The following is a 14,711-nucleotide window of genomic DNA, read 5'->3' on the forward strand; positions in this document are numbered from 1 at the left end:
CGGCCGCGCCCTGTCCCACGACCTCACCCCCTTCCTCCTCGGCAACGCAGACGTCCTATCACGCACCTCCACACACCAACTCACACTCATCCCGGGGACCTACGCGATCGCACTGGCAGGCGCATTCGCCGACTTCCGGTTCACCCTCGACACAGAAGGCCGAATATCCCTAGACCCTCGCCACGCCGGCTTCGCCGAAGCCACCGGATCCAAACTCACCCTCCACGGATATCCCGTCACCATCGACGGCCGCGCCCTGTCCCACGACCTCACCCCCTTCCTCCTCGGCAACGCAGACGTCCTATCACGCACCTCCACACACCAACTCACACTCATCCCGGCTCAGGCCCACCAGTTCCTGCCTACTGGCGGAGCAGGCACTGCCTTCACCCTCACTCTGGACGTCGACGGCACTGCTTCGGTCGCCCCTGCGGGTCTCACCGTCCAAAGCAGCGCACTCCACCACCGGTTGCTCGACGACTTCACGACAGGCCCGGACAGCTTCTCCGTACCTTCGTCGGCCACCACTGTCCGCAGTCAGAGAGGGGCCATGCTGGGAGGCGAGCGATCCGTCAGCGTGAACAACCTCCCATCCCCCCAAGGGGCACCGGCCCGCTTGGAGGTGGGGAACGCGGACCGACTCCGGCTCATGCTCGGCGCCGACCAACAGGCCCGCATGCAGGTGAGCTACCAGCTCCCGGCAAACGGCGCTCCAAGACTCAACCTGCACGACGGTGGTGCCGACCGGCTCAGGATCGCCGTCTCCCACCTAGCCGGCGATGGCGCCGACGTGAAAGTCACCATAACCACAGCGGTCGGCGTATCGGTCGCTACTGCGCGAGCCCGTACGCGGCTGACCGATTTCCGATTCCTCGACTTCTCGGGCCCTGGCGGCCAGGACTTCACCAATACGAGCCAAATCGTCGTCGAATTCACCTCCAACGGCAGCCTCACCGTCGATTCCATTGAGGCTCGTGGCCCGTTCCGCCTCTCGCAACTCATGCGCTGGGATCCGCGTACTGAAGAGTCTGGAAAGCTTGCGGTGCACGCCGCACTGCTGCACACGGGACACATTCTCTTCTTCAGCGGTGACGAGCACGACCCGGGCCGTCATTTTCTCGGCCGGACAGCCCCCAAGCACATCGACAGCACTCGGATCTACGACTGTTCCAGTGGCGCAGTCCTGGCCGCGGCGTCCCCCCAGGTGCCTCCTGGTACCACTCCGCCGGACCTGTTCTGCTGCGGCCACGCTTTCTTGCCGAACGGGCGCCTGCTGGTCGCCGGCGGAACCGAATCTTGGGAGTTTCGCCAGGAGGACCCTGACCCTGATCCAGGGGGGCATCACAGGAACCAGCATTTCACCGGTCTCCGTTACACGTGGCTCTTCGAGCCGGAAGCCCCATTCGGCACAAACCCTTGGACAAGGGCTGCGGATATGAAGGATGGTCGATGGTATCCGACCCTAGTCACCTTGGGCGATGGCGATTGTTTGGCACTCGTCGGTCACCCGAGCGCGGCAAATCTGCAAGATCATGTCAATCGTGACGTTGAAGTCTTTTCAGGGAACTGGAAGGTGCTCGGGCCGCCCGCTATTTCCGGGCTGGTTCCAACATATTATCCGCGACTACATGTCCTCCCGAATGGCGAGGTCTTTTCCGCGACACCGATCGAGGGGAAATGCAAGACCTGGAGTCGCGCATCTTCCCGCTGGGAGGTGGCCGCGGATCAACCGGATGCGGTTTATCACGGGTTCAACACCACTTCCGTCCTGCTCCCGCTGCTTCCACCGTATTCCGAGGCGAAGATTTTGATGTGCGGTGGCGCGCAGCCGGTCGTCATCAATCCATTCGAAAGGCAGCCCGGAGGCCTGGCTGTATGGAAGCCGACAGGGGAGCGTCAGCCCATCGCGGGCAGCCGCTCCCGTCCGCGCCAGGACAGCAACTCGGTTATTCTGCCCACCGGAGAGATCATGGTCTGCGGGGGATTTGACGCCAACCGCGCCATGCTGGAAACCGAGCTCTACGACGCAGCTGAGGATAGATGGACGACGCTACCGGCCACTGGAACGGCCAAAGTCGCGCGGGGCTATCATTCAGTTGCGCTTCTCATGCCGGACGGCCGCGTATTCACTGCGGGAGGTAATGACGCGGGAGACTGGAGCTACCACCGCAGAGCGGATTACCCGGTAATTGCGGGGCAGCCGCTGCCGCAAGCACCAACAGATGAGGGCAAGATCGAGAACGGTGTCGCAGTGGATAATCGAGAGACTCGGATCGAGATCTACGAGCCGCCGTACATCGAACGCGGAGATCGCCCAAGAATCACCAATGCGCCCGAGGCCATCGGATATGACACACGCTTCCGGATCACCACGCCGGACGCCGAGAGGATCCGCCGAGTGGCGCTGATTCGCGCAGGATCGGTGACACACTCCTTCAACTCAGACCAGCGCTACATCGGGCTACCCTACACGCGTTCGGACAATCGGATAGACGCCGTTTCTCCCCCCAATGGAAATATCGCCCCACCGGGCTGGTATCTGCTGTTCATCGCGGCGGAGGCAGATGGTCAAGTCATCCCGTCTGAGGGTCTCTTCGTTCATCTGAATATCGGTTCGAGCGGGAATCCGGTCCTCATTCAGAGCAACTTCGGCGACGAAGGAAACTTCGAGGTCGTGACACCACGTGCCGAGGGAGGGCTGGCTCACTTCGTCCGGAACAACGATGAGCCCGCCATGCCCTGGGCGGGACCCTTCCGGTTCGGGACGGAGGTGGGGAGGGTCCATGCGGTCACCATGATCCAGAGCACCTTCGGAGAGAACGGAAACCTGGAAGTCGTGGCCCGCATAGGCGCGGGACTCGTCCACTTCCTTCGCGACTCCGAACCACCCTTCACCTGGCACGGCCCCTTCCCCATCGTGCCCTCAGGCGTCAGCGGGAACCCGGTTCTCATCCAAAGCAACTTCGGCGACGAGGGGAACTTCGAGATCGTGACACCCATGGCCAACGGCGGCCTCGGGCACTACGTCCGCGAGAACCCCAACACGCCATGGGCCGGACCATTCCCCGTGGGCACCACAACAGACACAGTCGACGCGGTCACCATGATCCAGAGCACCCTCGGAGAAAACGGAAACCTGGAAGTCGTGGCCCGCATAGGCGCGGGACTCGTCCACTTCCTTCGCGACTCCGAACCACCCTTCACCTGGCACGGCCCCTTCCCCATCGTGCCCTCAGGCGTCAGCGGGAACCCGGTTCTCATCCAAAGCAACTTCGGCGACGAGGGGAACTTCGAGATCGTGACACCCATGGCCAACGGCGGCCTCGGGCACTACGTCCGCGAGAACCCCAACACGCCATGGGCCGGACCATTCCCCGTGGGCACCACAACAGACACAGTCGACGCGGTCACCATGATCCAGAGCACCCTCGGAGAAAACGGAAACCTGGAAGTCGTGGCCCGCATAGGCGCGGGACTCGTGCACTTCCTTCGCGAATCCGAACCACCCTTCACCTGGCACGGCCCCTTCCCCATCGCTTGAGGGCGAGTTGGCGTCTGCTGCGATAGAGACGCTGAAGGGGCGGCTGGACGTCATCGGCTTGCCGGCGGTGATGATGACGGTCGCGGACTTGCCGTGGGGGGCGATCGAGATCGCGCAAATGGGCACCGGAGCGGTCGGTGGGGATGCCGGTGATGTGCCTGGACGGCGGGGCTTGGATGTGTGACGACGATCGGGTCGGCGAGGCCTTCGACGGCGTGGCGCGGCATGCCCGGCCGGGGGTGTCCCGACTGAAGCGGAGCCCCTCACTTGCGTCGTTGGTGCGGGAGCGCCCGAAGGTGGTCTTCGTCAACTTGAAGTCGCAGGTCAAGGGGCATGTGATCGGCCCTTTGCGAGTGCCCACACTGGCCGGGGGCAGATTGCGGAGCAGATCGCTCGTCAGCGTGGCCGTGCTCGATTTCGGATCTGGTTCTGTGGAAGGACCGCAATGAGTGACCCGGGGCGAGGAGAGGGGCGGTCTCCCCGCCCCGCTGTGGCCGGCAGGCGTAGCCCTGGGAGCGATCCTCCGGGAGCGGTTTTTGCAGCGCCCCGGTCCGGGTTCGGCTGCTACGGCGCCTCGGGAGCCTCGGGCGGGGCACTCTTGTAATCGTCTCCCACCGGCTTGTCCATGGCCGACTCCTCAGCGAACCGCGCGCTGTCGATGTCGCCCCGCTTGGCGACGATCCGGTAGCTGAACTCACCGCCGGCTGACGGTGTCTTCGAGGGTACCGTGAAGCCCGATCCGGTCCGGTTGCTTACGTACAGCGCGTTGTTGTCCTCATATTCCGTGAGGAACACGTGGTATTCGTCGTTGCCCGTGACCGCCTGGAAGGTCTCGTCCAGTGCGATCTCCGCGACGCCGTTGTCGAGCCGGCCGGACCCGAAGTCCTCGAACCAGGACTCCGGGCTCTCCACCGCGTAGAGGAGCCGCAGGGTCCCGTCTGCGAGCGGAACCGCGGACGACTTGGCCCCGGTGACGGTGAGTGCTCCGTTGATCCGGACCGCGCCGTCGAACCGCCCAGCCAGTCCCGAGCGAGACCTGGCCCAGAGGGCGAACGCCTGGGAGCCGTTATGAGCGTCCGCGGTAATACCGTTGCCGTCCTGCACGTTGGACATTCCGTGTACGCCGGCACCCGTGGTGCCTGACCCGAATCCGGCCACTCCGTCGCCGTCGCGTCCCTGGCACCTCCCCACGACGCCGACGAGCGTGCCGTGGATCTCCGCTCCGGACGTGATTCGTGTGGCGTGCGTCTTGAACCCGATGTCCGCGGGCCCCAAGGCAACAAACTGATTGTCCTGGCTGCTCATCCTCGACCTCCATCGCTGACGCGGACCGTTGTTCTGCCGGTCCTTGGCCGCATCGAGCTTTGCACCGTGGCGCTCCGGCAATCCAGCCGCCCCGCCCCGGGGATGGCGTCCGCGGATTCTTCAACCGTACGGCTCACAGATCGTTTTGATCAATGAGCTTCTTCGAGTTGGCCACCGATCGGGTGATGGGCCGTGAAGCGCAACGGACGAGGCCCCTGAGCTGTTGATCGAGATGTCTGACGTCTCAATCACGTCGCTCGGGGGCCTCGTTGGTCATCCATCCTGCCGCACTCGACCTGCCGCATGCGCTCGTGGAGTGGGTCACCATGCTGGTTGTCACCCGTGAGGGCGACCGGCGCTGCAAGCTCCGTCCGTCTCAGCGGGCGATGGTGGCACTGGTGTACCTACGAGAGCACACCACTCTGGCGAAGATCGCCGCCGGGTTCGGGATCAGCGAGTCCACCGCCCACGCCTACACCCGCGCGGTCGTCGACCTGCTCGCCGAACGAGCACCGGGTCTGCTCAAGACGCTGCGCGAGCACGATCCAGACTTCATCCTGCTCGACGGCACCCTCGCCGAGTGCGACCGGGTCGGCGACGGCCGGGCCGACTACTCCCACAAACACCGGCGCCACGGCGTGAACGTTCAGGTCGTCACCGACCCCGGCGGCCGGCTTCTGTGGATCTCGCCCGCCCTGCCGGGCCGCACACACGACCTGACCGCCGCCCGTACCCACCGGATCATCCGGATCTGCGAGCGCCAGGGTGTTCCCATCCTGGCCGATCTCGCCTACCAAGGCGCAGGACCGTGGCTGACGACCGGCATCAAACGCAAGCCACTTCAGGAACTCACTCCCACCGAAAAGACCTTCAACCGGGCACTGGCCGCAGCACGAGCGCCCGTGGAACGCGGTGTCGCGAGCCTGAAGTCCTGGCGGATCTTCCGCAGGTCCCGGTGCAGCCCCAACCGCATGACGTCAATCGCCAAGGCCATCCTCACGCTGGAGCGGCAACGCTGAAGAAGCTCAATGAAGCCTGCGTGATCCCGACTTGGGCCCCGTGGGAAAGCAACCCGGGGGACGTCGCCGCATCAAAGCATTCTGTGAGACTTGCGAAGATCCTATTGTCGGTCACGCCCCCGGATCCTGTCCCGCTCCACGAGGGGCAGACGTAGGCGGTCACTTCCGTCTCAGCACCTGTGAACCCGATGGGGGGAGGCGCGAGTGAAGCAGCTTTTCCGCGCTGCCGCTCCAGGGGGTGAGGATGGCGGCGGATGAGGACGGCATTCGATTCGAGCTGCATCGGGTCCTGGATCTGCCATGACCTCAGTCGTACGACGCCGCGCTCGACCGGTGCGCGTGCCGCGGACAGCGCACGGTTGACGGATCGCCGGGTCGGCGTGAGGTCACGGCCCCGCGGACGTCCGGGGCGCCGGATCCGCTCGCGGAGCCCTTGCCCCTCCGCGGTCAGACCCCATCCTCCGGATACCTCGTACCCCCGGCATACCGCGACGATCACCGATCGCCGGTCCCTACGACACCGCGCCTCCAAGGTCAGCAGCGGCTGCCACCCCCGTCCTCGCCGGGGTCAGGACAGCGGTCGCCAAGTGCTCACGGAACCAGCGGTGCCCCGGATCGGTCGAGTTGCGGGGGTGCCAGGCCATCCCGAGGTCCAAGGGGGCCAGGTCGAGGGGGATGGGGAAGGTCCGCAGTCCCATGGCGGAGATGGTGTCGGGGAGCCAGTCGGCCAGGCTGAGCGCGACGAGGTCGGTGTCCCGGGCGAGCATCATCGCGCTCGTGTGGCTGGGCACCACGACCGCGGTCCGGCGCTGCAGCCCGAGATCCGCGAGCGCACTGTCGATGGGCCCGAGGCGCTTGCCGAGCCGGGAGATGCCGATGTGGTCGGCCGCGGCGAAACGACGGGCGTCGATCCGTCCGTCGAAGAGGGGATGACCGATGCGGGCGATGCCGACCAGCGTCATCCGGGTGAGCTGCCGGGTTCGGACCTCCGGGTCCAGGTGTCCGAGGACGCCCAGTTCGACGTCCACCCAGCCCTGCCGCAACCCGGGGCCGCCCTCCACCGCCTCCGGCAGGAAGACGACGTCCACCTCCGGGGCCTCCGCGTGGATCCGCTCGGTCAGGCTCCCGGCCAATCCCGCCAGGAGCAGGTCGGTGGCCTGCACCGTGAAGGTGCGCTGGAGACGTACGGCATCGAACCCGGGACCGGGCCGCAGGACGCTGTCGCAGCTGCGCAGCAACGCGCCCACCTCCTCCCGGAGTTCCAGGGCGCGTGGGGTCGGGACCATCCTCTGGCCGGCCCGGACCAGCAGCGGGTCGCCGACGGCGCGGCGGAGCCGGGCCAGGGTACGGCTGACCGCCGCAGGCGAGGTGCCGAGGCGCTCCGCGGCACGGGTCACGCTGTTCTCCTGGAGCAAGGCATCCAGGACTCGCAGCAGGTTGAGATCCACAGGTAGCTCCTGAACTGCAGTTTTACGTCTGCGGCAATGCTTGAATGCCAATCTTTGCATTGTTGTGGCGCCCTCCGGCGCGGAGAGTGGAGGCGCCCGCGACAACGCGTGGCACATCTCCCTCCGCCCCCTTCAAGGAGCCGCTGTGCAGCAGTCCCCCCGTACCGGTCGAGAAGGCGATGTCCTGGCCGTCGTCAGCCAGAGCGGACCGACCGTCTCGTTCTTCGACGCCGCCTCCGACCGCCACCTCGGCGATGTGCACGTGTCCGCCGAGCCCCACGAGTTGTGCTTCGACGCGACGCAACGACTGCTGTGGTGCACGCTGACGTACCACTCGGGCTACTACCACGCCAACGGCGGCCGGCGTACCGACCTGGCAGTCGTCGACCCCGACACTCGCCGCATCGTCGAGGTCGTCGACCTCGCCCCGGAACACGGGCCGCACGGCCTGGCGCTGGACCCGGTGCGCGGTCGGCTCTACGTCAGCGTGGAGGGCGCGGGGGACCGGCCCGGCGGTGTCGTGGTGATCGACACGGCGACCCGCCGGCCCGTGGGCAGGATCGACACGAACGCGCCCGGCCCGCACTGGTTCGCCATCGACCCGGCGGGGAGGACGGGGTACGCCACCAACAAGGAAGCGCCGTTCGTGTCGGTCGTCGACCTTGAACGGGGCGTCCTCACCTCGAAGGTCGAGGTACCCGGCAGCGAGGGACTCGCCGTCTCCGCCGACGGCACGCACGTCTTCGTCGCCGCGCCCTACGGCAACTTCTCCGGCACCGCCGAGCAGCGGCCGGCCACGGGAATCCGGGTCATCGACGCCCGGACGGCGTCCGTCGTCGACACCCTGCCCACGGAGGACGTCGTCCTGCCGGTGCACCTGACGCCGACGGGGAAGCTGCTCGCGGGCGAAGTGCGCATGGCACCCGATCCGGTGTTCCGACTCGGCCGCAACGCGCCGGGCCGCCTCAGGGTGTTCGACGCCGACACCCGCAAGCAGTCGGGTGAGATCGAGGTCGGGCTCTTCCCGCTGACCATCACCTCGTCTCCCGACGGCCGACTCGCCTACGTGGCCTGCGTCGTCTCTTCCACCGTCGACATCGTCGACCTGGAGACACTGGAACGCCTGGCCCGGCTGGACATCGCCAAGCTCGGCGAGCCCGGCGCGCACGGCCTGGCGTATCTCCCACGCCCGGCCTGATCGCAGCCCACCGGGCCGGACGAGTACGTCCAGTCCGGTCCCGTACTTCGCGGGTCGCTCCGGCTGACGAGTCGGGCCGGAGTGCGGTGCGGGGATTGCTTCCGGTCCGTTCCTCCGGGCCTCTCGCCGAGCCCGCCCTGCGTCTCCCGACGCAACGGGCTCTCGTCTTCGGGGTCGGACGTCGGGATCGGCTACTCGGCTTGGCCTGGCAAGGGCGGTGGCGCACGCCGGGGCAGGTCAGGGCGTCTGTGGCCACTCGTGACCGTGTTGCCGGGCCGCGCGCATGACCTTCTCGCTGCTGCCCGCCGACGGGCCCCTACCGGAGATCCCGGGACTGCGCTCCGTCCCGCTGGACACCGATTGCCCCACCCTCGCCGGTCGCTCGGAAGATCTCCGGGCGGCCCGCGCGTTTTCGCGGTTCGCCGTCCGGGCGGTGACACGTTCGGGTGAAGCAGCCCTCCTGCATTCTTCCGAACCCCCGGCTCCGGTAGGAGCCTTGACCCTTCGCCCCGCCACCGCGGAGGCACAGCCGGTGTCGTGCACCGGGCGCTCGACGCCGTCGGCGATGCGGGCGAAAGCCCCGAACGGAATCAGCCCTCTCAGAGGCCGAGTACGTCCGGGTGCTCGGCCAGCTGTCGGAGGTGGGCGCCCGGGTCGGGCACCAGGCCGCGGCGGGCGAGGTCGAGCAGGCCGATGACGCCCGTCACCTCACAGGCCAGGGTGCCGTCCGCGCGGCGGATGTCCTGGCGCAGCCGGAAGGTCTTGCCCTCGCCCCACTCGAAGACGCAGGAGACGTCGACCTCGTCCCCGCCCTGGAGTTCGCGCCGGAACCTGAGCGTGCACTCCAGCTGGGCCGGGCCCACGCCCCCCGCCAGCAGCTTGTCGCCCGGGATACCGGCCGCCCGCAGGACCTCCCACAGGGCGTGCTCGCAGTACTGGAGGTAGACCGCCTGGTTGAGGTGGCCGCGGGTGTCGAGTTCGTACTCGCGGACCGTGACACGGACGGTGAAGGGCGAAGAGGAGGGGGAAGGTGCGGCGGGGTCGTGGAGCGGCACGGCCGGGTCCCTTTCGTCGTCGGCTGTCAGCTGGTCGTAGTGCTGTGGTGCGGGCTGTACGGGGACCAGCACCATTGGCGCCAGTACCCCTCCGAGACCCCCAGCCAGGTGCGCAGGTCCTCGGCGCTGTCCAGGAAGTCGTGCATGCTCATCAAGAGCCAACTGTGCACTGCCTGGCTGTCCCGGCAGTCCCCGCAGTGGCCGGAAGTGCAGCAGAACTGCACGGTCTCCAGGTCGGCGCCCCACGCGTTGAAGCCGGGCAGCACCGGGTTGCCGTTCCCCATGCGCTCCGCGTGGGCCTTGTGGTCGACGCTGATGCTCGGGCAGACGTCGTAACCGAAGCTCTTGCCGTGCGAGCGGCCCGTGATCAGCGTCTCGATGTAGTGCGGGTCATTGACGACGACCTGCGGGAACAGGTCCTTGACGCGCAGGGCCTCGTCCAGGAGCCGACGGCCTTCCAGGGCGCCGAGCGGGTGGTCGGAGCCGTACTCGCTGTAGAAGTTGAAGCTGACCAGGTTGCCGTTGTCGGCCATCTTGCGGACGGTGTCCTCGATGTAGCGGATGCCGGGCTCGGTCAGCGCGAACACGAAGGTGGCCCGCGGGTCGCCCCGGTAGTTGTCCAGGGCGGTGTCGATCAGGCCCGAGAAGCGACGGCCGTTGGGGTGGATGGCGCGGAGCTGGTCGTCGAGGGGGCCGCCGCCGAAGACGGAAATGGCCACCGCCACGTCCTCGAAGCCGTCCTTGGGCAGGGCGAGGAGCCCGTTGGTGGAGATGGTGACGTAATCGAGCAGCTCCACGAACGGGCGGATCTTGTCGGGGACGAGGGTGGGCTCACCGCCGATGAGGAGGGCCGAGGTGACCCCGTCGGTCTTGAGGCGTTCGACGAAGTTCCGTACTTTGGCGAGATCCCGTTGGTCGGTGACGGCCGAGTCGAAGTCGTGGGCGAAGAACCAGCATCCGTCGCAGCGGATGTTGCAGGCACCGGTGAGGTGCACCTCGGTGTTGCGGACGGTGCGCCCGAAGCGGCGTAACGCGTCCAACCGGGCGCCCAGTTCCGGTTCCGCCGAAATCAGCTCGGTGACGCGCGCTCGGATCTCCTCCCGGGTGCGTGGGCGGCGTGGGCTCAGGGTGAGGTCGATCGGCTGGGCTGACATGCTGCTTCGGCTCCTGACGTGGGTGGGGAGGTGCTCAGGTGTCGATCGGTCGCCCGGGCGGTGTCAGGAGGGCAGGGCCAGGCCCATCTTCCTGACCTTCGCGCCGCCGCGAACCTCCCAGTCGTGCCGCGCCTGTTCGTTCGTACGGGTCCGCAGGCCCCAGCCGACCGCGATCTCGGCCTTCTTCGAGCCCGGGCTGCCGAAGACGTCCAGGGAGTGCGGCCACAGACGGTCCACCGCCGCCTGGACCTGCTTCTTTCCGTCGCGGTCCTTGACCAGGCCGCGCACGATCCGCGCGCCGTGCGCGATGTGCACCCGCTCGTCCTGGATGACGGTTCGGAAGGAGTCGGCCCACGGCCGGTAGCTGCTGACCGACATCTCCTTCAGCAGTTCCATCACCGCGTCCTCGATGAGCCAGGACACCACGCCGCGCTCGGCCCACGTCGTGCTGTTGTGGAAGTCGGCCGTAAGGAACAGCTTGCGGCGCTCTTCCAGGGACTGCCGGGACATCTGCGAGGTGTCCACACCGAGGTCGTTCAGGACGGCGCTGGCCACCTTGAAGTGGTTGATCTCCTCGGCCGCACGCTCGCAGCAGACCTGCCGCTCCTCGGCGTCGGGCGCGAGAGGGTAGAAGACCCGGATGTAGTCGTCGGCTCCGGACAGCTCGCCCTCGGCGTGGATGAGCATCTGGCGCGTGGCCATGGACTGGTATTCCTCGGGCATGTCGTGGAATTCCTCGGGAGTGCGGACCACGATCACTTCGTCCTCTGCCGGCACCTTGGCCACCTCTCTTTTCGTGGGGTGTGTACGGGGCACAGGTGTGCGCGCGGCAACGCGCACGGGATTACCGGCAGGTACGACCGCCGGGCGGCTTCACCCTGTCATCGCCGTGCACGGCCCGTCTTGCAGAAAACGGCCACAACCGAGCGGTACCTCTCCTGCCGCTCGGGCAGGCAGGAGAACGCTGGTCACCTCGCCGGGGACCCGGTCCACCCGGCCGCCTCCGGCGAGCGCCGCGGCGGCCGCACGGTGGCCGAGGAACTCGGCCGGGGTCAGCCCGGTCATGGCCTTGAATTCCCGCTGGAAATGCGGCTGGTCGTGGAATCCGCAGGCAAGCGCGGTCGCGCTGGCCGGGTGCCCCCGGGTCAGCAGCGCCAGGCCGCGGCGCAGGCGGGCCACCCGGGCGACGGCCTTCGGCGACAGGCCGATCTGCTCCTGGAACCGGCGCCGTAACTGGCGTTCGCTCCAGCCGACCTCGGCGGCGACTCTGGCCACGGGCAAGGGCACGGTGCGTGGCCCGGCCGCGAGCAGCTCCCAGGCCCGCAGCACCTGCGGGTTCAACTCCGGACCGGTCACGCGGCCGCCGATCAGGCGGGAGGGGCCGACCAGCAGGGAGGTCAGCAGGCGGTCCAGGAGGGCGAACCGCTCGGCCCATCCGGGGGCGGTGGCGAGGGCGTCGGCCAGGTTCCGGGCACGCCGGCCGCCGAGTACGGCGTCCAGGTCGGCCACCGAGTCGGTGAAGTCGCCCATGTCGACGGCCAGCAGCCGGTGGGCGGCCCAGGGAGTGAGGAGGACCTGCACCCCGTACGCGCGCCCGTCGTGCTCGCCGAGTACGGCGCGGGTGTGCGGGCCCGCGAACAGGGAGGTGAGAGAGCGTGGCGCCCGGCCGTCAGCGCCCGCGGGGTCGCTGACGCGCACCGGGGGGCCGAGCCCCACGAGCAGGGTCACCAGCCCACCGGGCAGCTCCAGCCTGCGGTGGGTCCGGCCCAGGTCGATGCGGTAGCCCCGGTAGCCCCGCACCCCCGGGCGCAATCGCTCGTGCGGCCGTCCCCGGGCGATCTCCCAGCCGCCCGACGGACACGCCCACACCCGCATGCCGCCCCAGTCCGCCACGTCGGCACCCCCGGCGCAATCCAAGCGTGACCAACCGGACGCGACCAGCACGGAACCGGCCAGTCCGGGGCGGGACGGGGTAAACCACCGGCGAGCCGCCGTCGATGAAGCGGTGGTGCCGGGCGGCTGTACGGGGGTTACGCAACGCGCGTGTCGGCGAGGGTGCAGCGTTCACAGAGGCGTCCGCCGAGCAGGAGGCCCGCGAAGCCACAGCGATACAGAAGAATTCTCGGGCGATGCCGGCGCAGTCCCGGCAGATCGGTGTGCTGCCGCCGTCACCCCCGGGAGCAGCCGATCGGTGCTGCAACAGGGGCAGCGGCCGCGGATGCGCATCGCCCGTTCGTAGAGCAGGTCCGGCAGATCGGGCCATCCGACCACTCGGCGGACTTCGAGGCTCGACGGCCGCAGCGTGCGCAGTCGCGGATCACCCACCGCTCGTACTCCTCCGGGGTTACGGCTCACCCCTCAGGCGTCAGGCGGACGCGCGTGGGTTCGCCGAGCGGCCAAGTTGATCGGGGCTCTTCGCCGGCGGCTCGGCGGGCCGGGAGGTTCTTGGCCGCGGTGGTGATCAGGTCGCTGGGTGTGCTGTCGAGGACGTCGCAGAGGATTGCACAGCACCGGCAGGAGAGCCGGTCCGGGATGCCGGAGACCAGACGGTGGGCTTGGTAGGAGGACAGCCTGACGCGTTCGGTCAGGCGCGGCATGAGCTCGGCAACGGTGAACATGCCGCGGACGGCCGCAGCCCGCCCAGGCGGCACCGGAAGCTGACCTGGCGTGGCATCAGGAAGTCCTTCCAGTCAGAGCGGCCTCGCTGGTGGCGCCCAGGACGCGTCGCAGTGAGCGGGTAGGAAGTCGGAGGAGAGGCAGGTGTAGAAGGCTCACGGGCTCCTGCGCCGCCTGCTCCGCGCCAGCGAGGGATGCGATCCGGAGCTGATGGCCGACACCATCGGCTCCCAGAGCATCAAGACCTCCACCCCCGGTCTCCGCCACCCAGGGCGTGCACGTCGGAAAGAAGATCGCCGGCCGGAAGCGGAACATCGTCACCAACACGATCGGACTCCTACTCACGGTCCTGGTCACCGCAGCCAGCGTCCAGGACAGCACCGCAAACCAGCACCTGCTGACCACAGTCGCCGCAGACCACCCCACCGACGCAAGACCTGGGCCGCCTTGGACGACGAGACCGCCGTCGTCGAGCAGGCCGCCTCCCTCGGCATCGACGTCGAGGACCGTCCGAGGTGACCCACGACCAGCGGATGCGTGGTCCCGCCCCGCCACTGGGTCGTCGGTCGAAGTTTCGGCTGCCCGATCGGGGGCGTCGCGTTCTACGAGAGCGTGACAGGCTTCACCTTCACCTTGGCCGGTTGGCAGGGCTTGTCCGTACTGACCGTCTCCCGACGGGCATTGGGGAAAGCGTCGAACGGCGGCCGGGCCGTCAAGCGCAACACCGGCACCCGGGAGCACGATGCGGCCCGACAGCCCCGGCACGCTGGTCGGCGAAGATCAACATCACACCCCTGGACGGCCGCATGTGCGGTCCTGGAAGGAGCACTCGATGAAGGCATCACTGATGGCGTACCTGGACAGCTACGAGGCTGGATAGGTCAGCCGGGAAGAGATGATCAGCACGGTCGCGGCCTGGCCGTTCGAGGAACACGACTTCGACGCCGCCCACACCCTGCCCGACCACCAGGACAACACCACTGACGTCGTGGCAGGAGCGCTGCTCGATGGCCAGATCACTGAGGAGGACTACGAGGAAATCTTTCGGCGCCGGCAGTCCCTCTGACCACGGACAAGGGGGGAGACCCGAAATGGTCGTGCTGCGCGCGGAGTACCGCGCCCTCTATGGCACTTGCAGGAACGCTTCACCACTGGGGACCTGGCGACTGGCCCGGCCGACACCTACGGCCAGCACCACCGCAACGGAGCCTGGACGGTGGAGCGGGCGCGGCTTGCACCTTGAAATCCTGGACGAGGTGAAGGCCGCCCGCTCCGGCCTTCCGCGCGACGGCAAAGCAAACCAGGTGTGTCCATCCACGAAGACCGAGACATGGTCCTGTTGAGCCCGGTCTGCGAAGATCAACATTCGACCACA

The 14,711-nt window shown here is 67.9% G+C and carries 11 protein-coding genes; 4 read left to right on the top strand and 7 right to left on the bottom strand.

The window, feature by feature from the left end:
* Positions 1 to 649 precede the first annotated feature (649 nt).
* Positions 650 to 3,541 (top strand): galactose oxidase-like domain-containing protein, encoded by a 2,892-nt coding sequence (locus ACFV7Q_RS09765; protein ID WP_385425980.1) that lies wholly within the window; start codon positions 650 to 652, stop codon positions 3,539 to 3,541.
* Between the two features lie 564 nt (positions 3,542 to 4,105).
* Here the strand turns inward: ACFV7Q_RS09765 and ACFV7Q_RS09770 are convergent.
* Positions 4,106 to 4,846 carry a hypothetical protein gene (locus tag ACFV7Q_RS09770; protein ID WP_385425983.1) on the bottom strand — a complete coding sequence of 247 codons (741 nt, stop codon included), beginning with the start codon at positions 4,844 to 4,846 and terminating at the stop codon, positions 4,106 to 4,108.
* A 269-nt stretch (positions 4,847 to 5,115) separates the two neighbouring features.
* Here ACFV7Q_RS09770 and ACFV7Q_RS09775 point away from each other — a divergent pair, with 269 nt between their 5' ends.
* A complete protein-coding gene (locus tag ACFV7Q_RS09775) occupies positions 5,116 to 5,865 on the top strand; it encodes a transposase family protein (protein WP_385425985.1) in 750 nt (249 codons plus the stop codon).
* Positions 5,866 to 6,377: 512 nt separating this feature from the next.
* Here the strand turns inward: ACFV7Q_RS09775 and ACFV7Q_RS09780 are convergent.
* Positions 6,378 to 7,313, bottom strand: coding sequence for a LysR family transcriptional regulator (locus ACFV7Q_RS09780; protein ID WP_385425988.1), 936 nt, complete (start codon positions 7,311 to 7,313; stop codon positions 6,378 to 6,380).
* Positions 7,314 to 7,458: 145 nt separating this feature from the next.
* Here ACFV7Q_RS09780 and ACFV7Q_RS09785 point away from each other — a divergent pair, with 145 nt between their 5' ends.
* Positions 7,459 to 8,511 (top strand): YncE family protein, encoded by a 1,053-nt coding sequence (locus ACFV7Q_RS09785; protein ID WP_385425991.1) that lies wholly within the window; start codon positions 7,459 to 7,461, stop codon positions 8,509 to 8,511.
* Positions 8,512 to 9,110: 599 nt separating this feature from the next.
* Here ACFV7Q_RS09785 and ACFV7Q_RS09790 read toward each other — a convergent pair.
* The 5 genes from ACFV7Q_RS09790 to ACFV7Q_RS09810 all read right to left on the bottom strand — a co-directional run bounded on the left by ACFV7Q_RS09790 (position 9,111) and on the right by ACFV7Q_RS09810 (position 13,338).
* Entirely contained in the window at positions 9,111 to 9,566 is a 456-nt protein-coding gene (locus ACFV7Q_RS09790) for an acyl-CoA thioesterase (RefSeq protein ID WP_385426095.1), read from the bottom strand.
* 26 nt (positions 9,567 to 9,592) lie between these two features.
* Entirely contained in the window at positions 9,593 to 10,720 is a 1,128-nt protein-coding gene (locus tag ACFV7Q_RS09795; protein ID WP_385425993.1) for a radical SAM protein, read from the bottom strand.
* Between the two features lie 63 nt (positions 10,721 to 10,783).
* Positions 10,784 to 11,497, bottom strand: coding sequence for a Phenylacetic acid catabolic protein (locus ACFV7Q_RS09800; RefSeq protein WP_385425995.1), 714 nt, complete (start codon positions 11,495 to 11,497; stop codon positions 10,784 to 10,786).
* Positions 11,498 to 11,593: 96 nt separating this feature from the next.
* Complete coding sequence (locus ACFV7Q_RS09805; protein WP_385425998.1) at positions 11,594 to 12,613, bottom strand: helix-turn-helix domain-containing protein; 1,020 nt, start codon at positions 12,611 to 12,613, stop codon at positions 11,594 to 11,596.
* 458 nt (positions 12,614 to 13,071) lie between these two features.
* Complete coding sequence (locus ACFV7Q_RS09810) at positions 13,072 to 13,338, bottom strand: XRE family transcriptional regulator (protein ID WP_385426000.1); 267 nt, start codon at positions 13,336 to 13,338, stop codon at positions 13,072 to 13,074.
* Positions 13,339 to 14,231: 893 nt separating this feature from the next.
* Here ACFV7Q_RS09810 and ACFV7Q_RS09815 point away from each other — a divergent pair.
* Complete coding sequence (locus tag ACFV7Q_RS09815) at positions 14,232 to 14,402, top strand: hypothetical protein (RefSeq protein ID WP_385426003.1); 171 nt, start codon at positions 14,232 to 14,234, stop codon at positions 14,400 to 14,402.
* The last annotated feature ends 309 nt before the right edge of the window (positions 14,403 to 14,711 follow it).

The sequence above is a fragment of the Streptomyces sp. NPDC059851 genome (genome assembly GCF_042732005.1).
GTDB lineage: Bacteria > Actinomycetota > Actinomycetes > Streptomycetales > Streptomycetaceae > Streptomyces.